The sequence below is a fragment of the Pseudomonas sp. GL-RE-26 genome (assembly GCF_019956275.1).
GTDB classification, from domain to species: Bacteria; Pseudomonadota; Gammaproteobacteria; order Pseudomonadales; family Pseudomonadaceae; genus Aquipseudomonas; species Aquipseudomonas grandcourensis.
Map to the genome: position 1 here is coordinate 151,653 of NZ_JAHBDI010000001.1, position 25,899 is coordinate 177,551.

The 25,899-nt window shown below is 61.1% G+C and carries 21 protein-coding genes and 1 tRNA gene; 13 read left to right on the top strand and 9 right to left on the bottom strand.

Annotated features, from left to right (window positions below; all coding sequences use genetic code 11):
* Window positions 1-151: 151 nt before the first annotated feature.
* The 4 genes from KGB07_RS00705 (at window position 152) to KGB07_RS00720 (ending at window position 3,971) form a co-directional block, all read left to right on the top strand.
* The gene (locus tag KGB07_RS00705; RefSeq protein WP_223464142.1) at window positions 152-967 is read left to right on the top strand and encodes a helix-turn-helix domain-containing protein; all 816 of its coding nucleotides are present in this window, start codon (window positions 152-154) and stop codon (window positions 965-967) included.
* Window positions 968-1,017: 50 nt separating this feature from the next.
* On the top strand, window positions 1,018-2,424 hold the full coding sequence (locus KGB07_RS00710) for an NAD(P)/FAD-dependent oxidoreductase (protein WP_223464143.1): 1,407 nt from the start codon (window positions 1,018-1,020) through the stop codon (window positions 2,422-2,424).
* Between the two features lie 43 nt (window positions 2,425-2,467).
* A complete protein-coding gene (locus KGB07_RS00715; RefSeq protein WP_007983773.1) occupies window positions 2,468-2,809 on the top strand; it encodes a cupin domain-containing protein in 342 nt (113 codons plus the stop codon).
* Window positions 2,810-2,885: 76 nt separating this feature from the next.
* A complete protein-coding gene (locus tag KGB07_RS00720; RefSeq protein ID WP_223464145.1) occupies window positions 2,886-3,971 on the top strand; it encodes a polyamine ABC transporter substrate-binding protein in 1,086 nt (361 codons plus the stop codon).
* A 45-nt stretch (window positions 3,972-4,016) separates the two neighbouring features.
* Here KGB07_RS00720 and KGB07_RS00725 read toward each other — a convergent pair whose 3' ends face one another.
* Window positions 4,017-4,694, bottom strand: a complete 678-nt coding sequence (locus KGB07_RS00725; protein ID WP_046043322.1) for an MliC family protein — start codon at window positions 4,692-4,694, stop codon at window positions 4,017-4,019.
* Window positions 4,695-4,831: 137 nt separating this feature from the next.
* Complete coding sequence (locus KGB07_RS00730; protein WP_223464147.1) at window positions 4,832-5,056, bottom strand: YgdI/YgdR family lipoprotein; 225 nt, start codon at window positions 5,054-5,056, stop codon at window positions 4,832-4,834.
* Between the two features lie 194 nt (window positions 5,057-5,250).
* Between KGB07_RS00730 and KGB07_RS00735 the strand changes: the two genes are divergently transcribed.
* Window positions 5,251-6,918, top strand: a complete 1,668-nt coding sequence (locus KGB07_RS00735) for a VRR-NUC domain-containing protein (protein WP_046043324.1) — start codon at window positions 5,251-5,253, stop codon at window positions 6,916-6,918.
* The gene (locus tag KGB07_RS00740; RefSeq protein WP_223464148.1) at window positions 6,915-9,182 is read left to right on the top strand and encodes an ATP-dependent DNA helicase; all 2,268 of its coding nucleotides are present in this window, start codon (window positions 6,915-6,917) and stop codon (window positions 9,180-9,182) included. Before KGB07_RS00735 ends, KGB07_RS00740 begins: the two co-directional genes overlap by 4 nt.
* 75 nt (window positions 9,183-9,257) lie before the next feature.
* On the opposite strand, the gene KGB07_RS00745 is transcribed toward KGB07_RS00740, so the two are convergent.
* The gene (locus tag KGB07_RS00745; protein ID WP_046043327.1) at window positions 9,258-10,412 is read right to left on the bottom strand and encodes a MalY/PatB family protein; all 1,155 of its coding nucleotides are present in this window, start codon (window positions 10,410-10,412) and stop codon (window positions 9,258-9,260) included.
* Between the two features lie 311 nt (window positions 10,413-10,723).
* Here KGB07_RS00745 and fdnG point away from each other — a divergent pair, with 311 nt between their 5' ends.
* The 7 genes from fdnG to KGB07_RS00780 all read left to right on the top strand — a co-directional run bounded on the left by fdnG (window position 10,724) and on the right by KGB07_RS00780 (window position 19,818).
* Complete coding sequence (gene fdnG / locus KGB07_RS00750) at window positions 10,724-13,789, top strand: formate dehydrogenase-N subunit alpha (protein WP_223464150.1); 3,066 nt, start codon at window positions 10,724-10,726, stop codon at window positions 13,787-13,789.
* Window positions 13,790-14,725, top strand: coding sequence for a formate dehydrogenase subunit beta (fdxH, locus tag KGB07_RS00755; RefSeq protein ID WP_046043332.1), 936 nt, complete (start codon window positions 13,790-13,792; stop codon window positions 14,723-14,725). It abuts the gene before it with no gap.
* On the top strand, window positions 14,722-15,387 hold the full coding sequence (locus tag KGB07_RS00760) for a formate dehydrogenase subunit gamma (protein ID WP_223464152.1): 666 nt from the start codon (window positions 14,722-14,724) through the stop codon (window positions 15,385-15,387). Before fdxH ends, KGB07_RS00760 begins: the two co-directional genes overlap by 4 nt.
* Before the next feature lie 3 nt (window positions 15,388-15,390).
* Window positions 15,391-16,317: a formate dehydrogenase accessory protein FdhE gene (fdhE, locus tag KGB07_RS00765; RefSeq protein ID WP_223464154.1), complete on the top strand. Its 927-nt coding sequence runs from the start codon at window positions 15,391-15,393 to the stop codon at window positions 16,315-16,317.
* Window positions 16,318-16,368: 51 nt separating this feature from the next.
* Window positions 16,369-17,799 (top strand): L-seryl-tRNA(Sec) selenium transferase, encoded by a 1,431-nt coding sequence (gene selA, locus KGB07_RS00770; protein ID WP_223464156.1) that lies wholly within the window; start codon window positions 16,369-16,371, stop codon window positions 17,797-17,799.
* On the top strand, window positions 17,796-19,703 hold the full coding sequence (selB, locus tag KGB07_RS00775) for a selenocysteine-specific translation elongation factor (RefSeq protein ID WP_223464180.1): 1,908 nt from the start codon (window positions 17,796-17,798) through the stop codon (window positions 19,701-19,703). The genes selA and selB overlap by 4 nt, the downstream gene beginning before the upstream one ends.
* Window positions 19,704-19,722: 19 nt before the next feature.
* A tRNA-Sec gene (locus KGB07_RS00780) sits at window positions 19,723-19,818 on the top strand.
* A gap of 118 nt (window positions 19,819-19,936) precedes the next feature.
* Here KGB07_RS00780 and KGB07_RS00785 read toward each other — a convergent pair.
* The 6 genes from KGB07_RS00785 to KGB07_RS00810 all read right to left on the bottom strand — a co-directional run bounded on the left by KGB07_RS00785 (window position 19,937) and on the right by KGB07_RS00810 (window position 25,815).
* Complete coding sequence (locus KGB07_RS00785; RefSeq protein WP_008015847.1) at window positions 19,937-20,227, bottom strand: type II toxin-antitoxin system RelE/ParE family toxin; 291 nt, start codon at window positions 20,225-20,227, stop codon at window positions 19,937-19,939.
* On the bottom strand, window positions 20,220-20,465 hold the full coding sequence (locus KGB07_RS00790; RefSeq protein ID WP_046043337.1) for a type II toxin-antitoxin system ParD family antitoxin: 246 nt from the start codon (window positions 20,463-20,465) through the stop codon (window positions 20,220-20,222). Before KGB07_RS00790 ends, KGB07_RS00785 begins: the two co-directional genes overlap by 8 nt.
* Before the next feature lie 170 nt (window positions 20,466-20,635).
* Entirely contained in the window at window positions 20,636-21,955 is a 1,320-nt protein-coding gene (locus tag KGB07_RS00795) for an OprD family porin (protein WP_223464158.1), read from the bottom strand.
* A gap of 63 nt (window positions 21,956-22,018) precedes the next feature.
* Complete coding sequence (locus KGB07_RS00800) at window positions 22,019-22,672, bottom strand: hydrolase (RefSeq protein ID WP_046043338.1); 654 nt, start codon at window positions 22,670-22,672, stop codon at window positions 22,019-22,021.
* Between the two features lie 370 nt (window positions 22,673-23,042).
* Window positions 23,043-24,533 carry a DUF1254 domain-containing protein gene (locus KGB07_RS00805; protein ID WP_223464159.1) on the bottom strand — a complete coding sequence of 497 codons (1,491 nt, stop codon included), beginning with the start codon at window positions 24,531-24,533 and terminating at the stop codon, window positions 23,043-23,045.
* A gap of 214 nt (window positions 24,534-24,747) precedes the next feature.
* Entirely contained in the window at window positions 24,748-25,815 is a 1,068-nt protein-coding gene (locus KGB07_RS00810; RefSeq protein WP_223464160.1) for an alpha/beta fold hydrolase, read from the bottom strand.
* Window positions 25,816-25,899: the final 84 nt, after the last annotated feature.

Below are 25,899 nucleotides of genomic sequence, written 5' to 3' on the forward strand. Positions count from 1 at the left end.
TGGAGTTTTCAGGTCGTTTGGCGATTGCCGCTGTTTTTTTTGATCCGGCTCACGCTTATCGGCCGATTGCGGGCGCCCGCCATCATCGGTTTAGTCGTTGAAGACAACGCACAAGTTGGGCAAGCTCGGTGTTTTCCCGCAGAGATGTTCAATGCACGCCGATGATGATGGCCCGCTGCAAACCCAGGCCACGGGCGAGACGGTCATGCGCTATCACTTGCGCTGGAAGCACCGGGATCTGGATGGCGTCATGACGCTTTATCACCCCGAAGTCCAGTACAACGATTTCTTCCAGAACAAGGTCATGGGCCTGGCCGAGTTGCGCGAGTATGTGCGCAGCAGCATGCCCCGGGATCCGGATGAAGCGCTGGAGCATTCCGACCGCATTCGACTGGACGGCAACACGGCGTTCATTCAGTACCGCATCACCCTGCGCGGCGGTGAAGGGCTGGTGTCGTTTCGCGCCAGCGAAGCGATTACCGTCAAGGACGGGCTGATCTGGCGGGTCAATGAATATGCGTCATTGGTGCACGAGCAACCCGGCAGCAAAACGTCCGGCAATCAGCGCCCGGCGGTCAGCCGGCTCGGCCTGTCGCCGCGCCAATTGAGCTTTATGGCCGATGACCTGCAGCAGTATTTCCAGGGTCAACAGCCTTATCTGGACCCGGAGCTCGATCTGCAACGGGTGGCGAAGGAGTGTGGCTACAGCCGCAACCAGATTTCCTACCTGTTGAATCAGGTGCTGGGCCAGAGCTTCTACCGCTACGTCAACCAGGCGCGCCTGCAACATTTGCTCGCAGCGCTGGATGCCGCGACGCCGCCAGTGCGCATCGATGAGCTGGCCTTCGCTGCCGGATTCAATTCGCTGTCGGCGTTCTACAGCTGTTTCCGCCAGCACACCGGCCAGTCGCCCAAGGCCTACGTCAAACAAATTTCTTTGCGTGCACGCGCGCAAGACAGCGCCTGAGCCCACGCACTAGGATCGATGCCATCGAAGTTTGAGTGGCGGAGTCTTGCATGCCGGCGTGGCGCACTATCAGTTTGTGGATGGACCAGCTCGACGAGCCTCTGTTGGCGCGTCCTGCGCTGGAGCGGGACCTGGATGTCGACGTGGCGATCATCGGCGCGGGCTACACCGGGCTCTGGACCGCGTACTACCTCAAGCAGCACAAACCAGACCTGAACATCGCGATTGTCGAGGCGCAAACCGCCGGTTTCGGCGCGTCGGGGCGCAATGGTGGCTGGCTGATGGGCAATTTGCTGGGTGAAGATCGCCTGTTGGCCAACCTGTCGGCCGAAGATCGCCGTGCCTCCTACGATTTGTTGCACAGCATTCCGGATGAGGTGGAGATTGTCCTCGAACGCGAGGGGATCGACTGCGATTACCGTAAAGGCGGGGTGCTGTATTGCGCGGCGCGCTATCCGGAGCAGGAGGCCAGCCTGCGTCACTACCTGGACGATCTCCACCGGCAGGGCCTCAACGACAGCCACTATCGCTGGCTGACCCCGGAACAACTGGCGCAACAGATCCGCATCGCCAAACCCTACGGCGGCATCTACGCGCCGCACGTGGCGACCATCCACCCGGCCAGGCTGGTACGGGGGCTGGCCCGGGCGGTGGAGCGCCTGGGCGTCAGAATCTATGAAAACAGCCCGGTCACCCATTGGCAGTCCGGCAGCCTGCGCACGGCGAAAGCTTCGGTGCGTAGTCGCTGGGTGGTGCCGGCGGTAGAGGGCTATTCCGTCACGCTGCCGCCATTGGGGCGTTTCCAGATGCCGGTGCAGAGCCTGATCGTCGCGACCGAGCCCTTGTCGGCGGCCACCTGGGACGAAATCGGCCTGAGTCGTGGCCAGGCGTTCAGCGAGGCCAGTCGCCAGGTCACCTACGGTCAGCGCACCGCTGACAACCGACTGATCTTCGGCGCCCGTGGTGGCTACCAGTTCGCCGGCAAGCTGCGGCACGACTTCGACCTGACCACTGACGAAATACAGCTGCGGCGCTACCTGTTCGGCGAACTGTTCCCGCAGTTGAAGAACGTGCAGATCACCCATTCCTGGGGCGGCAACCTGGGCATGTCCCGGCATTTCCAGCCGCACATGCTTTGCGACCGGGCCAATGGCATTGCGCTGTCTGGCGGTTATGGCGGGGAGGGCGTTGGTGCCAGCAACCTGGGGGGCCGCACGCTGGCCGACCTGATCCTGGGACGCGACACCGATCTGGTGCGCCAGCCGTGGGTCATTCCCCAGCGTGGTCTCGATGCATTGCGGGCCTGGGAGCCGGAGCCGATCCGCTGGCTCGGCTACAACGCGATCATCCGCAGCTTTGTCCATGAGGACCAGACCCTCGCCAACCCGGCCACTGCGCCCTGGCGGCGCAAGCTGGCCAGCGGGGTGGCCGGTTTCATGGAAGGTTTCATGCACTAAACGGCACGCTCCTCATCTACAGGCTATATCGACAGGTATTCCCATGAGCATCACGCAATTCAAGAACACCGCAACCCTGAAACTGGAAGAATCCAATCCGGTCGCCGTGCCCCTGGGCACCCCGGTGGCTGTGGCGTCGACCACCAGCGTCGAACGCGACGACGGCGTCGAGACGGGCGTCTGGGAATGTACCCCCGGGCGCTGGCGTCGGCAGATCGTCGCCCAGGAATTCTGCCACTTCATCCAGGGCCGCTGCACCTTCACCCCGGACGGCGGCGAGCCCCTGCACATAGAAGCCGGCGACGCACTGATGTTGCCGGCCAACAGCCTCGGCATTTGGGACATCCAGGAAACCGTGCGCAAGACCTATGTCCTGATTTTTTGAATTTTCAATTCTTTGAAATTTGAAAGCTGATCCTTTGATTGCCTGCCAACAAAAAAAACCCTACAGGAATCGACCCATGCTGCGAAAGACACTGATTCTGGCCCCGCTGATGCTGGTTGCATCGATCAGCCAGGCCGCCGAAACCGTGAAGATCTACAACTGGTCGGATTACATCGCGCCAGACACCACGAAAAACTTCCAGAAAGAAACCGGCTTCGACGTTACCTATGACGTCTATGACAGCAACGAAACCCTCGATGGCAAGTTGATGACCGGCAAATCCGGCTACGACGTGGTGTTCCCGTCCAACCACTTCATGGCCCGGCAAATTGAAGGCGGCGCGCTGAAGAAACTCGACAAGAGTCAGCTGCCGAACTGGAAGAACCTCAACCCTGTGTTGCTCAAGGCGTTGCAGACCAATGATCCGGGCAACGAGCGCGGCTTCCCGTACCTGTGGGGCAGCACCGGCATCGGCTACAACATTGCCAAGGTCAAGGCCGTGCTGGGGGACAACGCCCCGGTGGACTCCTGGGACCTGATCTTCAAGCCCGAGAACATGCAGAAGTTGCAGAAGTGCGGGGTGGCCATCCTCGACAACGGCCCGGAGCTGCTGCCGGCGGCGTTGAACTACCTCGGGCTGCCCCATCACAGCAAGAACCCGGAAGACTACAAGAAGGCCGAAGCCCTGCTGATGAAAGTGCGGCCATATGTCAGCTATTTCCACTCGTCCAAGTACACCAGTGACCTGGCCAATGGCGATATCTGCGTCGCGGTCGGCTTCTCCGGTGACATCCTGCAGGCGGAAAACCGCGCCAGGGAAGCCAAGAACGGCATCGACATCGGCTACTCGATTCCCAAGGAAGGCGCAGCGATCTGGTTCGACATGGTTGCCATGCCGGTCGATGCCCCGGATGAAAAGGCCGGTTACGCCTTTATGAACTACCTGCTGCGCCCGGACGTCATGGCCGGCATCAGCAATTATGTGCATTACGCCAATGGCAATGAACAGGCCGACAGCCTGATCGATCCAGCCATCAAGAACGACACCAAGGTTTACCCAAACCCGGAAATGATGGGCAAGTTGTTTGCCCTGGAAGCCATGCCGTTGAATATCGACCGGATTCGCACGCGAGTGTGGAACAAGATTCGCACCGGCAGCTGAAACCTGGTCAGGCGAACGGGACAGGACGTCCCGTTGCCATCGTCATCAGCCGACCGGCTCGGCTGCGCAACTCATCTGGCCTGAGCCGGGTATCTGGAAAAACACCTCATCGCCGATTTGCCAGAAGCTGTAGCTGCCCTTGTAATCCTTGCCCGTGTATTGGTTTCCTGAATTGTTCGGCACCTGGTTCAGCGTCACCGAGGAGTTGGCCCATTTGAGGAACACCACGCCCGGTTCGACCGTAAAGAAGGTGGCGGCAACCAATGCATTAAACCCTGCGCAACGATAAGCCAACGGGCCTTCCGTGAGCCTGCTTGGGTCCTTGGTTCTCGCAATGGCCGAACCCTGGCGCAGTTGGAACGCACGCTCGGCATAACTTCGCACGACGCAGGCCTTGGCTTGAGTCCCGCCACCACACTGGTTACGGGACTCAAGCCAGAACCGCTGGTCAATCTCGACTTTATTCGGGCGCGGCACTGAGTGTTCGTCGGTGAGCGCCAGGAGATAAAGACGATTGAGCTCCAGATCCATGCGCGCCAGTTGAGCGTCGTGACAGACAAGCTTTTCGGCGGATGCCTGGGGAGTGGCGCAATCGAAACTGGTTTTGTACGTTGGCAAGGGCTTTGGCTTGGGTTTTGCCTTTGTGGCGGCATCACACAGGCTCGCCGTCATGCACGTGCTGACGGCGAGCACAGAGGCCAGAAGTGGCATGACCATTTTCATTTCGGCGTCACCTGAGTCTTTGCGTGATGCCCGTATTGCAACGCCTGTGTCGAAGCGTTGCACAGTCATTCGGTCGCACGGGGTCTATCGAGTGTAAAGCAGTGCTCGAAACCTGCCACATCGTGCCAGGAGAAACGTCAGTCTTCTTCGCGAATCGTCGCTACTTCATCGGCCCTGACTTTCACCATCACACCGGAAATATCCTCAAACTCAAAGAACCCGTCCTTGGTTTTGGTCTTCGGCATGTCCTTGGTCAGGTATTGAGTGCCGTTCTGCAGCGTCACCACCGTTGGCGTCGAGCAACCGGCCAGCGCCAGCAAGGCCGCTACAGCCAGGGGCAGGCCCAATGTCTTGATGTCCATGATCACCTCCCGTAGGTTAAGGCAGCGCCATCAGCCCGAGGCTGTCACTGCACCTGTATGGCGGTTGGTGCCGCCAGGGGGCGGAAAGTTCTACTGCCTTGGGAAAATTCTGTACAGCGCCGCCATTTATCCTTTTCCGATTGCGCCACGCGGCGTGGAACTGGTATCTGTATGCATAACCAGTATCCATCGCCATGGCCCTTTTTCCAGTGACCGCAAATCCCCTCGACGATCCGTTCTATTACTTGAACAACTTCATGCAAGTGCTTGATTGGCTTGATCAGCGCTTTGCCGATGTGCTGAGCGTCGACGAGCTGCGTTTCATTAATGAGTTTAAGCGGTTGCCCCGTGAATCGCAGGCACTGCTGGTCAGAATGGTCATGCGCAAGGGCGTTCATTTCAGGGCGAGCAAACTGCATTACGAGGAAATCGGCGATACCGGCAGCGCCGTCGGGCCGCTGTTAGCGCTTGGCTGGGTCGATGAGCGAATACCGTTGACAGTCGACGCTCTGTTCGAGGTGCTGCTCAAGGGTGAAATCCTCCAGGCCTTTGGCCCGGCAATCGATCACCCCAAAGGCAAGAAAGCCGATTGGCTGCCGGCGCTGTGCGAGCAGTTTCCCCAGGTACAAAGCTTCAACGACTGGTGCCCGGCCCTGGACGAGCGCCTGTTCAGCCTGACCATCATGCAATTGTGCGATCGCCTGCGCCTGATGTTTTTCGGCAACCTGTATCAGGACTGGTCGGAGTTCGTGTTGGCTGACCTCGGTATCTACACCTACGAAAAAGTCGAATTCTGCGCCGAGTCCCGCGGTTTGCGCAGCCGCGAAGACGTGGATGCCTGCGTCCTCTTGCACGCGTACCAGCAACAATTCGAGGCCGGTGAAACGCTGGAAGAGGTGGCGGAGCGGATCAAGGGACTGGCGCTGGATAATCCGTGGTTGCAACGCCGGCGCGGCAAGCTGCTGTTCCAGATGGCCCAGTACTGCGAGCGCATCGCGGATTTCTCCATGGCCCTGAACCTGTACCGCGAATGCGCTTATCCCGGCGCGCGGGCGCGACTGATTCGCGTGCTGGAACGCAGCGGTCAGTTTGAACAGGCCATGGACCTGGCCGAGAAGGCCGAGCAGGCGCCGGAAAGCGCCGCCGAACACCAGCAGTTGCTCCGCGTGCTGCCACGCCTGCGGCGCAAGCTCGGCGGGCCGCCCATCAAGCGGGCTGCGCCTCGGGAAATGCAGCGCCTGGACCTGCAATTGCCCAGGACTGACCCGGCGTTATCGGTGGAGTTCTACGTTCAGGCGCATCTGGCACAGGATTCGGCGCCGGTGCACTACGTGGAAAACAGCCTGGTCAATTCACTGTTTGGCCTGCTGTGTTGGCCAGCGATTTTCGCGCCGTTGCCGGGGGCGTTTTTTCACCCGTTCCAGCGCGGGCCGGTAGATCTGCTCAGCGAAGACTTCCAGGTCCGCCGGGCCGAACTGTTTCAGGCGTGCCTGGCCGAACTCGACGACGGGCGCTACCGGCAGACCATCCGCGAACGTTATGCCGCCAAGTGGGGCGTGCAGTCGCCGTTCGTGTTCTGGAGCGTGCTCAGCGAAGAGTTGCTGGAGCAAGCCCTCGATTGCCTTCCGGCCGAACACCTCAAGCACTGGTTCAACCGCCTCTTGCTGGACATCAAGGCCAATCGCGCCGGCATGCCGGACCTGATCCAGTTCTGGCCGCAGCAAAAGACCTACCGCATGATCGAAGTCAAAGGCCCGGGCGATCGCCTGCAGGACAACCAGTTGCGCTGGCTGGAGTTCTGCCACGAACACCAGATGCCCATCGCCGTGTGCTACGTGCAATGGGCGGAGCAGGACGATTGAGCTACAGCATTGCGGTGCGGGCGCTGTGCGAGTTCACCGCCAAGGTCGGCGACCTCGACCTGCGCTTCACACCGTCACCGACCGCGCTGGAAGGTATCGTCGGCCACCGTACGGTGGCCTCGCGGCGCAGCGAGGGCTACCAAAGCGAAGTCGCCCTCGAGGGCCATTATCAGACCTTGACGGTCAAGGGCAGGGCGGATGGCTATGACCCCGAGAAAAACTGTCTGGAAGAGGTCAAGACCTACCGCGGCGACTTGGGCAAACAACCGGCCAACCACCGCCAGTTGCATTGGGCCCAGGTGAAAATCTACGGCTGGTTGATGTGCCGCAAACTGGAACTGGCACGGATCAACTTGGCTCTGGTGTATTTCGACATCGTCAGCGAAAAGGAAACCTGCCTGGTCGAACCTTTCGACGCCATCGAGCTGCAACAATTCTTCGAGCGGCATTGCGCGCTGTTCCTGCAATGGGCCGAGCAGGAAGTCGCCCATCGAGAAGGGCGCAATCGGGCGGCGCAGGGCCTGGCCTTTCCCCATGCCGGTTTTCGACCGGGGCAACGCCATCTGGCCGAGTCGGTGTTCAAGGCCATCAGCACGGGGCGCTGCCTGATGGCCCAGGCGCCCACGGGCATCGGCAAGACCCTGGGCACCTTGTTCCCCATGCTCAAGGCCCTGGCGCCGCAGCAACTGGACAAAGTGTTCTTCCTCACGGCGAAAACACCGGGACGGCAACTGGCCCTGGACGCCGCGCAAGTGATTCTAACCAGCGCCGATGCGCCGCCGTTGCGGGTGCTGGAGATGATCGCCCGGGACAAGGCCTGTGAACATCCGGACAAAGCCTGCCACGGCGAGTCCTGCCCACTGGCTCGGGGGTTCTACGATCGCCTGCCCGCCGCACGGCAGGCGGCCAGCCAACTGAGCCTGTTGAACCAGAGCGCCTTGCGCGAGGTTGCCCTGGACCACGACGTCTGCCCGTATTACCTGAGCCAGGAGATGGCGCGTTGGGCCGACGTGGTGGTTGCCGACTACAACTATTACTTCGATTTCAGCGCGTTGCTGTTCGGCCTGGCCCAGGCCAACAACTGGAAGGTCGCGGTGCTGGTCGACGAAGCCCACAACCTGGTGGAACGCGGCCGGCAGATGTACAGCGCCAGCCTCGATCAGGCGACCTTCAATGGCGTGCGCAAAACCGCGCCCGAAGTGCTGAAAAAACCGATGCAGCGGGTCAACCGCGAGTGGAATGCCCTGCATAACGCGCAAACCGGCGCCTATCAGGCCTATGACAAGGCACCGGAAAAGCTGCTTCAGGCACTGTCATCGTGCAGCGCCAGCATCGGTGACTACCTCAACGATCACCCACAAGGCCTGGATAGCGCACTGCAGGGGTTCTACTTCGACATGCTGCACTTTTGCCGGGTCGCCGAACTGTTCGATGAGCAGTTCCTGTTCGACATCAGCAAGCGCGACCTCGAGCGCCAGCGCAATCTCTCGCAACTGTGCCTGCGCAATGTGGTCCCCGCCGGGTTCATCCGCCCGCGCCTGACCGCCGCGCGTAGCACGGTGCTGTTTTCCGCGACTCTCAGCCCCCGGCACTATTACGCCGATTTACTGGGGACACCGGCGGACACGGTGTGCATCGACGTTGAGTCACCGTTTCACGCCGATCAACTGCAAGTGCACATCGTTGACCAGATCTCCACGCGGTTCGTACATCGCCAGGCGTCTCTGGAACCGATCGTGGACTTGATCGCCAGACAGTTCTGCGAGCGCCCCGGCAATTACCTGGCGTTTTTCAGCAGTTTCGAATATTTGCAGCAGGTGGCGCAGTTGCTGGCCGAAAAACATCCGCACATCAACCTGTGGTCGCAGTCCCGTGGCATGGGCGAGGCGCAGCGTCAGCAGTTTCTCGATCAGTTTCACGCCGACGGCCAGGGTGTCGGCTTTGCGGTGCTGGGTGGGGTCTTTGGTGAAGGCATCGATTTGCCCGGCGCCCGATTGATCGGCGCGTTTATCGCCACGTTGGGGCTGGCGCAGCTCAATCCGGTGAACGAGCAACTGAAACGGCGCATGGCCGCGATTTTCGGTGCCGGTTATGACTACACCTACCTTTATCCCGGTGTGCAGAAAGTGGTACAGGCCGCTGGACGGGTGATCCGTACGCAACAGGATCAAGGGGTGGTGATGTTGATCGACGACCGTTTTGGCGAGAGCAAGGTCAGGCAGTTGCTGCCGCGTTGGTGGGCCATGGCAGGCAATTGTTCGTAGCATCACAGCATCGGGCGCCCTGTGGGAGCGAGCAAGCTCGCTCCCACAGGGATCTTCGTTATTGCTGAGGGCGGGTCAGGCCTTGAGATGGCGCAAGCTGCGCTCCATCCGCGCAATGCCTTCTTCCAGCAGCGACCGTGGGCAGCCGAAGTTCAGGCGTACGAACTGCTTGCAGTCATCGCCGAAGTCCAGGCCGGCGCTCAAACCGACCTTGGCCTGCTCAATGAAGAACTGCTGCGGGTCGTCCAGCCCCAGTGCCGTGCAATCGAGCCACGCCAGGTAGGTGCTTTGCGGCAGGTTCATGGTGACGCCCGGCAGGCGGGTGCGCACGGCCTCGGCCAGGAAGTCGCGATTGCCTTGCAGGTAGACCTTCAGCTCGGCCAGCCATGGCGCGGCTTCGCTGTAGGCGATCCGGGTGGCTTCCATGCCCAGCGGATTGACGCTGTCGACCATGCCGCAACGGGCGTGGTTGACCTTCTCGCGCAGATGGCGGTCCTGGATGATCATGAACGAGGTCTTCAGGCCGGCAATGTTGTAGGCCTTGCTTGCCGACATCAGCGTGATGGTGCGCTGGGCGACTTGCGGGCTCAGGGTCGCCATCGGAATGTGCTGGCGACCGTCGAAGCACAACTCGGCGTGGATCTCGTCGGAAATGATCCAGGCATCATGCTCAAGGCAAATATCGGCAATGGCTTGCAGCTCTGCGCGGGGAAAGGCCTTGCCCAGCGGGTTGTGCGGGTTGCTCAGCAGCAGTGCGCCACCACCTTGCAGCGACTGGCTCAGGGTATCCAGCGGCGTGGTGTAGGTGCCGTCGGCTTGCGCATCGAAATTCAACTCGACCTTGTTCAGGCCCCAATGCCCGGGCGCATGGCGCAGCGGCGGGTAGTTCGGCACCTGCACAACGACATTCTGTGGCGCCTGCACCAGTGCCTTCAACGCCATGTTGAAACCGGACTCGACGCCCGGCAGGAAAATCAACTCCTGGGGCTCTACGCGCCAGGCGTACTTGTTCCAGAGATCGGCAACGATCGCCTCGCGCAGGTCATCCTGGGCCACGCTGTAGCCGACCATCGGGTGTTCCAGTCGCTTTTGCAGGGCCTGGATGATCACCGGTGGCGCGGCGAAGTCCATGTCGGCGACCCACATCGGCAACACGTCGGCCGGGTAGCGGCTCCACTTGGTACTGCCGGTGTTGTGGCGGTCGAACACCTGATCAAAATCGAAAGTCATGCGCAAATCTCATAAAGGCCGGGTTAAACATGGCTGCCATGATAAGCGTCAATCCCTGTAGGAGCGAGCCTGCTCGCGAAGCGTAGTGTCAGTCGACACTCATGCCGGATTTGTCGGCCTCTTCGCGAGCAAGCTCGCTCCCACAGGTTGTGTGCCTTGGGCGCCCACCGGAAATCGTCCGACGGTCGGCTGTCATGGTGAATTCGACAGCATTGACTACAGTTTGTAGTGTCGGCAGCCAGACTGCCCCGACCGTGGTTGTTCAAAAAAGCCCGGCCATGTACCGGGCTCCACCTGATCAGGAGTGCACGATGGATCTCAGCCGTCGTCAGTTCTTCAAGGTCGCCGGTATCGGCCTTGCAGGCTCTAGCCTGGGCGCGTTGGGCATGGCCCCGACGGTTGCCTTTGCCGAACAGGTGCGTCACTTCAAGCTCGCCCACACCCATGAAACCCGCAACACCTGCCCGTATTGCTCGGTCGGTTGCGGCGTGATCATGTACAGCCAGGGCGATACGGCGAAGAACGTCGCACAAAACATCATCCACATCGAAGGCGACGCCGACCACCCGGTAAACCGTGGCACCCTTTGCCCCAAAGGCGCAGGCCTGCTGGACTTCATTCACAGCCCCGGCCGCCTGCAATACCCGCAGGTGCGCAAACCCGGCAGCACCGAATGGACCCGCGTCTCCTGGGATGAAGCCCTCGATCGCATCGCCGACCTGATGAAGGCCGACCGCGACGCCAACTTCATCGAGAAGAACGCCCAGGGCCAAACGGTGAACCGCTGGCTGACCACCGGGTTCCTCGCGGCGTCGGCGGCGTCCAACGAAGCCGGCTACATCACCCACAAGGTGGTGCGCAGTCTCGGCATGCTGGGGTTTGATAACCAGGCGCGTGTCTGACACGGCCCGACGGTGGCAAGTCTTGCCCCGACGTACGGCCGTGGTGCCATGACCAACACCTGGACTGATATCGCCAACGCGAATCTGGTTCTGGTGATGGGCGGCAACGCAGCAGAAGCGCACCCGTGCGGCTTCAAATGGGTGACCGAAGCCAAGGCGCACAACAAGGCGCGGCTGATCGTGATCGATCCGCGTTTTACCCGGACCGCCTCGGTGGCCGACTATTACGCGCCAATCCGTACCGGCACCGACATTGCCTTCATGGGCGGGCTGATCAATTACCTGCTGACCGAGGACAAGATCCAGCACGAATACGTGCGCAACTACACCGACGTGTCGTTCATCGTCAGAGCCGGCTATGGCTTCGAGGACGGGATTTTCAGCGGCTACGACGCGGCCAAGCGCCTCTACACCGATAAATCTGGCTGGGGCTATGAGCTCGGTGAAGACGGTTTTGCCAAAGTCGACCCAACCCTGCAGAACCCACGCTGCGTCTATCAATTGATGAAGCAGCATTACAGCCGCTACAACATTGACCTGGCGAGCCAGATCTGCGGCATGCCGGTCGATGCCATGCAGAAAATCTGGGAGGAGATCGCCACTTGCTCGACGCCGGGCAAGACCATGACCATCCTCTATGCCCTGGGCTGGACCCAGCACTCGACTGGCGCGCAGATGATCCGCAGCGCGGCGATGGTGCAACTGCTGCTGGGTAACGTCGGCATGCCGGGCGGGGGCGTGAACGCCTTGCGCGGGCACTCCAACATCCAGGGGCTGACCGACCTGGGCTTATTGTCCAACTCACTGCCGGGCTACCTCTCGCTACCCGGCGATGCCGAGCAGGACTACAACGCCTACATCGTCAAGCGCACGCAAAAACCGTTACGCCCGGGGCAACTGTCCTACTGGCAGAACTACGGCAAATTCCACGTCAGCCTGATGAAAGCCTGGTACGGCGCCAACGCCACGGCCGAGAACAACTGGGCCTACGACTACCTGCCGAAACTGGACATTCCCCAATACGACATCCTCAAGGTGTTCGACCTGATGGGCCAGGGCAAGGTCAATGGCTACCTGTGCCAGGGCTTCAACCCTATCGCGGCGCTGCCGGACAAAAACCGGGTGATGCTCGCGTTGGCGAAGTTGAAGTGGCTGGTGGTGATGGATCCGCTGGCCACCGAGACCTCGGAGTTCTGGCATAAGGTCGGGCCGTACAATGACGTGAACAGCGCCGACATCCAGACCGAAGTCATTCGCCTGCCCACCACCTGTTTTGCCGAGGAGGACGGTTCGCTGGTCAACAGCAGTCGCTGGTTGCAATGGCACTGGAAGGGCGCGGATGGTCCTGGCGAAGCGCGCACCGACATACGGATCATGAGCGAACTGTTCCTGCGTCTGCGCCAACGTTACCAGGCTAATGGCGGCAAATACCCCGATCCGATGCTCAAATTGTCTTGGGCGTACAAAATCCCCGACGAGCCTTCGCCTGAAGAGCTGGCCAAGGAAATCAACGGCTACGCCACCACGGACTTCACCGACGCGACGGGCGCGGCAATCAAGGGCAATTCACAATTGGCCGGGTTTGGCCAACTCAAGGATGACGGCAGCACCGCGTCCGGCTGCTGGATTTTCTGCGGCAGCTGGACCGAACTGGGCAACCAGATGGCCCGCCGCGACAACAACGATCCGTTCGGTATGCACCAGCATCAAGGCTGGGCCTGGGCCTGGCCGGCCAACCGGCGGATCCTCTACAACCGCGCCTCGGCGGACCTGCAAGGCAAGTCGTGGGATCCGAAAAAACGCCTGGTGTGGTGGAACGGTAAAACCTGGGGCGGCACCGATGTGCCGGACTACAAGGCCGACGTGCCGCCGGAAGCAGGGATGAATCCGTTCATCATGAACCCCGAGGGCGTGGCGCGATTCTTCGCCGTCGACAAGATGAACGAAGGCCCGTTCCCCGAACACTACGAGCCGTTCGAGACGCCGATCGGCATCAACCCGCTGCACCCGCAAAACAAGAAAGCCACCAGCAACCCGGCGGCGCGGATCTTCGATTCGGTGTGGGATTCCCTCGGCGTGGCCAAGGATTACCCGTACGCCGCCACCAGTTACCGGCTGACCGAGCATTTCCACTTCTGGAGCAAGCATTGCAAGCTCAACGCGATTGCCCAGCCGGAGCAGTTCGTGGAAATCGGCGAAGTGCTGGCCAAGGAAAAAGGCATCGTCGCTGGCGACCGGGTACGGGTCAGCAGCAAGCGTGGCTTCATTGAAGCGGTGGCGGTGGTGACCAAGCGGATTCGTCCGCTGCAGGTCAACAATCAGGTGGTGCACCAGATCGGCATTCCGTTGCACTGGGGCTTCACCGGCCTCACGCGCCACGGTTACCTGACCAACACCCTGGTGCCGTTCCTCGGCGATGGCAACACTCAGACCCCGGAATCCAAGTCATTCCTGGTCAACGTGGAGAAAGTCTAAATGGCCAGCCAAGACATCATTGCCCGCTCGGCCACCACCACACCCGCGCCCTCGGTGCGCGGCATGGAGGAAGTCGCCAAGCTGATCGACACCACCAAATGCATCGGCTGCAAGGCCTGCCAGGTCGCCTGTTCTGAATGGAACGAACTGCGGGACGAAGTCGGTCACAACCACGGCACCTACGACAACCCGCAAGACCTCACCGCAGAAACCTGGACGTTGATGCGCTTCACCGAGCATGAAACCGACGCCGGCAACCTGGAGTGGCTGATTCGCAAGGACGGCTGCATGCACTGCGCCGAGCCCGGTTGTCTGGCGGCATGCCCCAGCCCGGGGGCGATCATCAAGCACGCCAATGGCATCGTCGATTTCGATCAGGATCATTGCATCGGTTGCGGCTATTGCATCACAGGGTGTCCGTTCAACATTCCACGGATCTCGCAAAAGGATCACAAAGCCTACAAATGCACCTTGTGTTCGGACCGGGTGGCGGTAGGGCTGGAACCGGCCTGCGTGAAAACCTGCCCGACCGGCGCCATCGTGTTCGGCTCCAAGGACGACATGAAAGAACACGCGGCCGAGCGCATCGTCGACCTCAAGAGCCGGGGCTTTGAAAACGCCGGCCTGTACGACCCCGAAGGCGTCGGCGGCACCCACGTGATGTACGTGCTGCACCACGCCGACACGCCAAGGTTGTACGCCGGCTTGCCCGATCACCCGGCGATCAGCCCGTTGGTGGGACTGTGGAAAGGCATCAGCAAACCCCTGGCGCTGCTGGCCATGGGCGCAGCGGTGCTGGCAGGGTTCTTCCACTACGTGCGCGTCGGCCCGCAAATCGTCGAAGAGGATGAACATCCGGACCCACCGGACAACGCCGTGCATGAAGTCGATCCGTCGGTGCACACCTTCGATCCCCGTGGGGAGGGCAGGCCATGAGCAACAAGACGATCCTGCGCTACACCAGCAACCAGCGCACCAATCACTGGCTGGTGGCGATTCTGTTCCTCATGGCCGGGCTGTCCGGGCTGGCGCTGTTCCACCCGGCGCTGTTCTGGCTCAGCAACCTGTTCGGCGGCGGGCCATGGACACGCATCCTGCACCCGTTCATGGGCGTGCTGATGTTCCTGCTGTTCCTCGGCCTGGTCATTCGCTTCTGGCGCGCCAACTACTTCATCGCCAATGACCGCCTGTGGCTCAAGCGCATCGATAGGGTGATGAAAAATGAAGAGGAGGGCGTCCCGCCCATCGGCAAGTACAACCCCGGGCAGAAGTTGCTGTTCTGGACTTTACTGCTGTGCATGCTGGTGCTGTTGTTCAGCGGGCTGGTGATCTGGCGTGCGTACTTCAGCGAGTATTTCGGCATCACCGCGATACGCTGGGCGATGTTACTGCATGCGTTGGCCGCTTTTGTGCTGATCCTGAGCATCATCGTGCACATCTATGCCGGCATCTGGATCAAGGGCTCGGTCAGCGCCATGTTGCACGGCTGGGTCAGCCGCGGCTGGGCCAGGAAACACCACGAACTCTGGTATCGCCAAGTGACTCAAGATGAGACCCGCGACGAAGCACCCAAGCGACCGATCACCAAAAAGGGCTGACATTTGCCAACCATCCTCGAACCTGGAGAAATCGAAGCGGCGGCCAGTTCGCCGCCGTTTCTTTACATGCCACCGCATGACCTGTTCAGCCTGCGCGCCCAGCGTCTGGAAACCCTGGCCAAAGGGCACCCGCTGGCCGACTACCTGCGCCTGATCGCCGGGTTGTGCCGGGTGCAGCAACAGGTGCTGGACGACCCGCCGCAAAGTGAACCCCTCGACCGACAACGCATCGAATTGTGCCAGCAACACGGCTTGCCGCCGTTCGCGGCCGACAGCCTGGCGCGCGAAGACGATTGGCAGCTTTACCTCGATGCCTTGTTGCAGCGCTATAGCGCACCGCCGCAATCCGTCGTGGCCGATGCCGTGGACAGCTTGCGCCTGGCCGGTACCGGACAACGTCGTGCCTGGGCAGTGGCGCTGGTCAGCGGCCAGTATTCGCTGGTACCGGCCGCGCTGGTACCGTTCCTCGGTGCGGCGTTGCAAACAGCCTGGAGCCACTGGCTGTTGAGTACGCCGAACCTTGCGCTGACCGCTGGCGACAGCCTCAGCCAATGCCCGGCCTGTGGCTCGCCGGCCATGGCCGGGGTCATCCGTCATCGCGGCAAGCACAACGGTTTGCGTTATCTGGTCTGTTCGCTGTGCGCCTGCGAGTGGCATGTGGTGCGGGTCAAGTGCGTGTATTGCGAGCAGAGCAAGGGCCTGGAATACCTCAGCCTTGAAGATGATCGCCATGCCGCCAACCAGGCGCCGTTGCGCGCCGAAATCTGCCCCGGTTGCAACAGCTATCTGAAGTTGCTCTATCTGGAGAACGATGCGGACGCCGAAGCGTTGTCGGCCGACCTGTCCAGTCTGATGCTCGACATGCGCCTGACTCAGGACGGTTATCAGCGTCTGGCACCGAATCTGTTGCTGGCGCCGGGAGACGAGTAACCGCAGCGTCTACACTCTGGCGCGAGGGTCATTCGTATTCAGGAGCGCCAGATGTCTGCACGCAGTGCCAGCCAACCCCTGCGTCTACCTTCCATCGACAGTCTGTTGCGTCACCCGGCGTGCCAGCCGTTGGCCGAGCGCTATGGGCGCGACGCCTTGTTGACCACCTTGCGGCTATTGCTGGATGAACTGCGCGAAGGGGTACGGCAGGGTTTGCTCGAAGCTGTTGAAGTCAGCCCTGAGGTACTGGCGGGCAGGGTCGGCGAGCGCTTGGCAATCCAGCATCGCAGCCATGTGCGTCGGGTGTTCAACCTCACCGGCACGGTCTTGCACACTAACCTCGGCCGGGCACTGTTGCCCGAAGAAGCGATCGAGGCGGTGCAAATGGCCGCGCGCTATCCGCTCAACCTCGAATTCGACCTGCGTAGCGGCAAGCGCGGAGATCGCGACGACCTGATCGAAGGCTTGATCCGCGAACTGACCGGCGCCGAAGCGGTGACCGTGGTCAACAACAATGCCGCAGCCGTCCTCTTGACCCTCAACAGCCTCGGTGCGCGCAAGGAAGGGATTATCTCCCGGGGCGAACTGATTGAAATCGGCGGTGCTTTCCGTATTCCCGACATCATGGCCCGCGCCGGGGTGAAGCTGATTGAGGTCGGCACCACCAACCGCACCCATGTCCGCGACTACGAGGCGGCCATCGGTCCGCGCAGCGGCTTGATCATGCGCGTGCATGCAAGCAACTACAGCATTCAAGGCTTCACAACGAGCGTGCCGACCGCCGAACTGGCGCAACTGGCCCACCTGCACGGTTTGCCGCTGCTCGAAGACCTCGGCAGCGGCAGCCTGCTGGACTTGACCCGCTGGGGTTTGCCGGCAGAGCCGACGGTGCGCCAGGCCCTGCTGGATGGTGCGGACATCGTCACCTTCAGTGGCGACAAACTGCTCGGCGGACCACAGGCCGGGTTGATTGTCGGGCGCAAGGATCTGATCGCCAGGATCAAGAAAAACCCGCTCAAACGGGCGCTGCGGGTCGACAAAATGACTCTGGCCGCCCTGGAAGCGGTGCTGGGTTTGTACCGCAACCCTGATCGCCTCGCCGAGCGTTTGCCAAGCCTGCGTTTGTTGACTCGGCCACAGGCCGAGATTCTCGCCCAGGCCGAGCGTTTGCGACCGGCGCTGGCCCAGGTGCTGGGTGATGGCTGGAGCGTCAGCGCCATGCCGGCGCTGGGCATGATCGGCAGTGGCAGCCAACCGGTGGCGCGGCTGGCCAGCGCCGCGCTGTGTCTGCGCCCGCTGACGTCCAAGCGCTTGCGCGGGCGATCCCTGTTGACGCTGGAAGAAGCCTTTCGCGCCTTGCCGATTGCGGTCCTCGGGCGCATCGACGACGACGCCCTGTGGCTGGACCTGCGGCAACTGGACGACGAACCGGCATGGCTGGCGCAACTCGATCAATTACAGGTGGAGGGCCGGGCAGGGTGATTGTCGGCACCGCAGGGCACATCGACCATGGCAAGACGGCGCTGCTCCAGGCGCTGACCGGTCAGGCGGGTGACCGGCGCCGCGAAGAGCGCGAGCGCGGCATGACCATCGACCTCGGCTACCTGTATGCCGCGCTGGAGGCGGACGCGCCGCTGACCGGATTCATCGACGTTCCCGGCCATGAGCGCTTCACCCACAACATGCTGGCCGGGGCGCAGGGCATCGATCTGGTGTTGCTGGTGGTGGCCGCCGATGACGGGGTGATGCCGCAGACTCGCGAGCACCTGGCGATTGTCCAGTTGCTGGGTATCCCCCGGGCATTGGTGGCGATCAGTAAGTGCGACCGGGTCGACAGCGCCCGAGTACAGGACGTGCGCGAGCAGATCCGTACCTTGCTGGCGCCCGGACCCTATGCCGATGCACCGCTGATTGTGCTGTCGAGCGTGACCGGCGAGGGCATCGAAACCCTGCGCCAACAATTGCTGCAAGCCCAGCGTGAAGTACAGCAACGCAGCACCGAAGGTGGTTTTCGCCTGGCGATCGATCGGGCCTTCAGCGTGGCCGGGGCCGGTATCGTGGTGACCGGCACGGCGCTGTCCGGCCAGGTCGCGGTGGGCGATACCCTGCTGTTGGGACCACAAGGCAAACCGGTGCGCATTCGCGGCCTGCACGCGCAAAACCAGGCCGCCGACCATGCTTTTTCCGGCCAGCGCGTGGCACTGAATCTGAGTGCCGAACGGCTGGCCCTGGAACACATCCATCGCGGCCACTGGTTACTCGCCGAAGGCCTGTATGCGCCCACCCAGCGCCTGGATATCGACATGCAGTTGCTGGCCGGCGAACCCCGGGCCTTCGAGCACTTTCAACCGGTGCACGTGCACCTCGGCACCCAGGACGTCACCGGGCGAGTCGCCTTGCTGGAAGGTACCAGCCTGGTACCCGGAGAACGGATGTTTGCGCAACTGCTGCTCAACACAGCGGTGCATGCGGTGAAAGGCGACCCGCTGATCCTGCGCGACCAGAGTGCCCAACGTACGCTGGGTGGTGGCCGGGTGCTCGATCCGTTTGCACCCACCCGGCAACGCCGAAGCCCCGAACGTCTGGCTCAACTGGGTGCGCTGGCGAGCAGTGCCGGGCTGGAAGATGTTTTGCCGGCATTGCTGGCCCATAGCGACACAGGGCTTGATCCGCAGCGCCTGGAGCGGCAGTTCAACCGACCGCGCAGCAGTTGGCTGTTGCCCGCTGACGTGCGCCTGATCGACACCCGCCAAGGCGCGTTGCTGTTCAGTGCCAGCCGTTGGGAAGCCTTGAAGGCAGCAGTACTGGAGCACCTCGCACGTTTTCATCAGCAAGAACCGGATCAGATGGGGCCGGACCGGGATCGCCTGCGCCGATTTGCCGGTAGCACTCTGGAACGCTCGACGTTTATCAGCCTGCTCGATGAACTGCTGGTCAGCGGCGTTATGGTCAGCAGTGGACCGTGGTTGCACCTGCCCGAACATCAGGTGCGCTTGAGTGAAGAAGATGAGGCCTTGTGGCAACGCTTACAGCCGTTGTTCGAACAAGCCGGATTCGATCCGCCCTGGGTGCGCGACTTGGGGCATGATGAGCCAACCGTCCGCGCATTGCTGCTCAAAATGGCCCGGCTGGGGCTGCTCCATCAAGTGGTGCGCGATCTGTTTTACACCGACAGCATGATTCGACGATTGGCGGCTATGCTGTTGCAACTGGCAAACGTCAATCCGGTGATTCAGGTGGCCGCGTTTCGTGATGCGGTGGGTCTGGGTCGCAAGCGCAGCATCCAGATCCTGGAGTACTTCGACCGTATCGGCCTGACCCGGCGTTTTGGTGATCGTCGGCAGATACGCCTGGACAGTGCGTTGGCCCAGCGCACAGAGCACTGATTCAAAGGCATGACTTCAAGGAAGGCAATCGCGCCCGGTGGCGCGGCCGGGCTTCAAACCCGGTTGGGGACGGCATCCGTTCCCGGGCAGGTTCGACTCCGGCTGCCTTCCGCCAATCATCCCCAAACCTTCTGACTCAACCCAATCCCCTGTGGGAGCGAGCCTGCTCGCGATGGCAGTTGCTCGAAGCAATACATTCGTCCAGTTTTTACACGGGATTGCGAAATGGATCGTCAGAGATTGCGCTGCGCTTCCATCCGATCATGAAGGACCCTGATGATCGCAATTCCGTACGCAGTGATTCGAAAATAGATCATGTGCCGCTCCACACTGCAGCGCCGATAACCAGGACGGATAGTGTCGCAGGCCGGCGCCTTTTTCGGGCGCTCGGCCAATTGCGCAAATGCTGAGGTAAGGATGTCAATATAGCGATTGGCCTGATCCAGGCCCCACTGGCGAGCGGTATAACTCCAGATTGCCTCAAGGTCACCCTCTGCGGCAGGCGTTAGACGATACTCAGCCATGCGCGGTTAACATTCTCTGTTTGAATGCAGCCGGATCGAACGGGCGAGGTTTTCCGCTGGATTCACCTTCCCGAAGGGCGGCACGGATCGTTTCGAGTTCAGCGCTGCGCTCCTGTTCACGACGGATCAGATCGCGAATATATTCGCTGTCGTTGGTGTAATGGCCCGCTTCTATCTGCGCTTTGATCCAGTTGTCCTGCTGGTCAGTCACAGTGATGGTTTTTCGTACGGTTCCCATGATTGGGCCTCCACGGAGATGGTCGACTGCGTGCAAACTATCATACTCTTGGTGCCGTATCGAGCAATCGAGCCTCTATTGCGATCCATCCAATCCCAACAGAAATTGCAGCTTTGCGGCAAGTCCGCTCCAACAATTGAATGCATTCCAAACATTGCCGAATACTTTTCTCAGAACCCCAGCGGGTACTGAATCACTACATATATCCGGTCTATGTCATCACCCGCCTGCGCCTCATTGGCCCGGTGCGAAACGTGCGACACCTGCACCGACAGGTCCTTCGCCGCACCCGTCTGGACGATGTACTTCAAATCAATGTCTCGCTCCCAATGCTTGCCGCCATCACCTTGTTGCGGCGCGAAGGTGCCGGTCGCCGGGTCGAACGGGTTATAGGCGCCGCCTTGTGGCGCATGGGTGCCGTCGATCTGGTCGCCAGTGACGTAGCGGGTCATGAACTTCAGGCCGGGTATCCCGAGTGCAGTCAGGTCCAGGTCGTAACGAACCTGCCAGGAGCGTTCGCGGGCTCCGTTGAAGTCGGCGTACTTGATCGAGTTGGCCAGGTAGATTGAATCGCCACCGACGAAATCGAACGGCGTATCACCGTCGACTTTCTGGTACGCCAGGGTAAAGCTGTGAGCGCCGAGCGTGTATCTACCGGACAGGCTGTACGCCGTGTTGTCGATGGCGCCGGCCAGTGCCTGGCCGGTGTCCCGGGTGTGATAGAGGTTGGCGTCGAGGAACACTTCGGACTGCTTGAAGTGCAGGTTGCCGTAGTACTGATGCCAGGTGTCAGTCAGATCCGATGCATACAGGGCGCCGCCAACCGGGCTTTGGGTAAACAGATCGGCGCCGACAAACGAAATGCCGCCGGCCTCGGTATTGGCGCCATAACCGAAAAAGTTGCCCTTGCCTGAAGCACTGTCCTGATTCTTGAACGCCGTGAAGTGCCCGGCCTGCAGGTTCATGCCATCGATTTCGCGGCTGTTGAGCAGAAAACCTGTGGCGTACTCCGGCTGCAGGCGCTTGTCCGCGGTGTCGAACACCGGGGATTCGACCTCCATTTCGCCAAATGCCAAGGTGGTGTTCGATGCCTTGAGCTTGATCGCGCCGCCACCGCTGGAGTAGTTGCTTTCGCTACGACCGTCACTGCCCACCGGCAGCAATCCGGTTCCGGAATGGCCCTTACCGCCATCGAGCTTCAATCCCAAAAAAGCATGGGCATCGAGGCCGAAGCCGACCGTGCCCGGTGTAAAGCCGGATTCAAAAGCACTGATAAAACCTTGGGCCCATTCAGCCTTGTAGCTCTTGCCGGCCGGCGAGGGCGATCGATAGTCGCTGTTCAGATAGAAGTTCCGGCTGAGCACGCCGAGGCTCGCACCCTCGAAAAATCCTACGGAGTCTTTCGCCGATTCTTCGGCCAGTGCGTGGGTAGTCAATAGGCAGAAGCACAGGGCAATGGCCGCCCTGTAGTCTTGCGGGGAAAGGATCATCAATGGGTCACCACCGGGGCAGCGACTGCGCCGGGAACGCAGTCGCCGGTTTTTCAACGGACCTTAATGGCCTTCGGACGCACCAAACATGGTCTTGGCGTAGATCAGGCCCAGACCGTAGGCACCGCCGTTGGCAATCGAGGTTTTTACCGTTTCGTCATAGGTCTCGCTACGGGCCCAGTCGCGTTGCAGTTCCAGCAGGTATTGCAGCGAGGTCATCGGCCGGGCACCGATCTGGATCATGCGCTGCATGGCCATTTCATGGGCCTCGGTGCTGACGTCGCCGCAGGCGTCGGCAATCACATATACCTCGAAACCCTGGTCAATCGCCGACAACGCCGGGCCAACGATGCAAACGGATGTCCACAGACCGGCCAGGACAATCTTCTGCTTGCCGATGGCGTTGACTTCCACGGCAATGCGCTCGTCTTCCCAGGTGTTCATGCTGGTGCGGTCGATCACGTTGTGTTCCGGGAACACGGCCTTGATTTCGTCGAAGATCGGTCCGGAAAAACTCTTCTCGGCGACGGTGGTGAGAATGGTCGAGACCTTGAAGCCACGCGCTGCCTTGGCCACCAGTGCGGCGTTGTTGCGCAGGGTGACGGCGTCGATCGACTTGGTCGCGAAGGACATCTGCGACTGGTGGTCGATCATGATCAGGGTGTGGTCGGTCGGGGTCAGCAGGGTTTTGCCGGGTACTGCCTTTGCAATGGCCATGACACTGTCCTTACGAGGGTGAGTGAGGTGGTCATGGTTACGTAGATCGGGTCGGGAATATTGAATCGGTGTGCTGTCTTTGATAACACCGAGGCGGGGCGGGAAGCCAACCGTCGTGTCGATATTCGTCTGGTACCGCAAAAGGGCGCCTGTCAGTCGTCGACCTGAGGTTTGCTTCGGGAGCGGATGCCGGAGGGAGCCGGTATACCCAGTGGGAGCGAGCTTGCTCGCGATGTGGCCGGTACATCCAGCATTGATGTCAGCTGACACTCCGCCATCGCGAGCAAGTTCGCTCCCACAGGGTTTTGGGGTTTCCATGCCACCAAAATGAAATGAGCGCCACCTGGGCGCTCATTTTTTCAGGTCCTGTTCAATTGGTTTTCACCACCGCCGGCGGGGTCCAGTCGCCGTCGAGGGCATCGGCTTGCGGCCAGTAGGCGCGGATGTACAGCGAGAATTCGGCGCCTTTGGGCGAGGGCAGCCAGTTGCTTTCCTTGTCCTTGCCCGGTGATTCGCTTTGCACGTAAATGGTCAGCGAGCCGTCAGGGTTGGTTTGCAGGGACTTGTTCTTGGTGCCGATGGAGTAACGCTTGAGCTCGTTCGGCGAGAAGAAGTGCTGTTCGTTGTACAGCGTCAGCGACCAGAACCCCTTGACCGGTGGCAGCTTGCCTTTGGCGAACGTGACGCTGTAGCCGTACTGACCGTTGAGGCGCAGGCCGTTTTCATCCAGGTCCTGGTAGAAGTATTTGGTCTCTTTCTGCTGATTGACGAATATGTTCGAGCGCGCGACGGCGGTACGGGTGAAATAGTCGGTGCCGAACGCTGCGCCGTTGCTGACGGTGCTCCAGTGATTGGGCAATTGCAGGCCGTAGTTGCGGAACTGCAACAGCGGGTCGATCACTTCGCTGTCGGCCTTTTTCGCCTCGTCGATCATCGCGGCGCGCAGTTGCGGGTCGGCCTTGGCGATGGCCGCGAGGGCAGCCATTTGTGCGTAGCGGGCTTCTTCGCCCGGCAATGGCTTGGCGTCCTTGAGCAGGGCCGGCAGTTCGTCGAAGAACTTCTCCGGCACCACCCATTTGGTTTCGGCGCTGCCTTCAGAAGCCTGGGCCGGGAATTTCGGCAGCCTGGCCCAGTTGCGCTTTTTCATATTGCCGTCGTACTGCGACAGCGGGTACATGTCGATGCCCGACAATGCCGGCTGCACGGCCAGACGGTCGGCGGCGGTGTCGTCCTGGAATACCCGAGGGATCACGAACCCGGTGTTCGTACGCGCCCGGTATACCCGCTTGATGCCTGGCGGCACCTTGCCGTTCCAGTCCGGGCCGACCAGCAGGTAGAAGCCCGGTTGGGTGTTATACATCTTACCCATCTCGGCAAAGCTGTCGGAACGCAGGTCCACCACCTGATACACCCAGAAGCGGCCGTCGAAGTCCGGCACTTGCAGCACCACCGGCTCAATGTCCAGGGCGATGCTGCCGGCGCCGTACACCACGTCCTGGTTCGGGCAGGCCACCAGCCGTTCGGCCGGGTCGATGTAGTCGCTGAGCATTGACAGCCGATTGATCGGGGCCACGGGTACGATGCCGCCCATCAAGCCGGGTTCCGGCAAGTCCTTGAAGGTCTGGCGACGATTGAAAATGTTGGCCATCGGCCAACCCCAGAAATACGCCTCGCGCGCCATCATGCGTACGTACGATTCAGTTACTTTGGTGCCGGCAACAGGGCCCGAGACAGGGCTGGCGGCCGGAGCGGCGCCAGTGGCTTGCGCTGCGTAACCCGGAGTACTCAACAGGGCTGCGGCTGTGAGCGTACTGGCGAAAGTCAAGGCGAAGAGGGCATGGCGCCGGGGCAAACGATTCATGAAGCGTCCTTACTTGTTGGCAGTCACCTGATGCAGGTGAGTTGCTGACAAGATAGCCCATCTTTATCCCGATGTTGTTGATGCACATGGTGAATAATCGTCGATCACGACACACTTCAGCTTCACGGCGCGCACAAAAACGGCCCGTTGAGTGAAACGAGCCGTTTTTGTGCCGGCAGCTGTTCAGCGCAGGCGCGAGGACGTCAGATGGACCTCAAAGATGATCGGCATCAATCACCGCCTTTGCGAACGCCTGCGGATCTTCCTGCGGCAGGTTGTGGCCGATGCCGCCGGTGATCAGCCGGAACTGGTATTTGCCGGTGAAGCGCTTGGCATAGTCCTCAGGAGCCGGGTGCGGTGCGCCGTTGGCATCGCCTTCAAGGGTAATGGTCGGCACGCTGATGGACGGCGCCGTTGCCAGTTTCTGCTCCAGCGCTTCGTATCGGCTTTCACCCTGGACCAAGCCCAGGCGCCAGCGGTAGTTGAACACGGTGATGTCGACATGGTCGGGGTTGTCCAGCGCCTTGGCACTGCGGTCGAAGGTAGCGTCGTCGAACGCCCATTTCGGCGAAGCCAGTTGCCAGATCAGCTTGGCGAAGTCATGGGTGTTTCTCTCGTAACCGGCGCGTCCGCGGTCAGTGGCGAAGTAGAACTGATACCACCACTGCAATTCCGCCTTGGGGGGCAGCGGGTTCTTGCCGGCTGCCTGGTTGCCGATCAGATAACCGCTGACCGAGACCAGTGCCTTGACCCGCTCCGGCCACAGCGCCGAGACAATATCGGCCGAACGCGCACCCCAGTCATAGCCACCGAGCACCGCTTGTTTGATCTTCAGGGCATCCATAAAGTCGATGACATCACTGGCCAGCGCAGCCGGCTGGCCGTTGCGCTCGGTTTCTACGGACAGGAAACGCGTATCGCCATAGCCGCGCGCATAGGGCATCAGCACCCGATAGCCCTTGGCGGCCAACAACGGCGCGACTTCGTCATAGCTGTGAATGTCGTATGGCCAGCCGTGCAGCAGGATCACCACCGGCCCGTTGGCCGGGCCTGTTTCGGCGTACGCCACATCCAGCAGTCCGGCGTTGATATGCTTGAGTGGGCCGAAGGGCAAGGGCGCCGCCTGCGTGGTCGCGGCAGGGGTCGCCGCTGGCTGCGCGGTGGCGGCCGTTTGCGCGTGGGCCGCGTCGAGCACGCCAAACAGTGTCAGCGCGAGGATCGAAGGGCCGACCAGGTGGCGGCGAGTCTTGCTGGTTTTGCTGTTGTGCAGTGCCTTCTTCATGGGATGTCTCCATTACCAGCCATGGGTCAGGGGGCCGGTCTGTGCCCCTTCAAACCTTGCTTGCATTGAAACGCGGCAACGTAT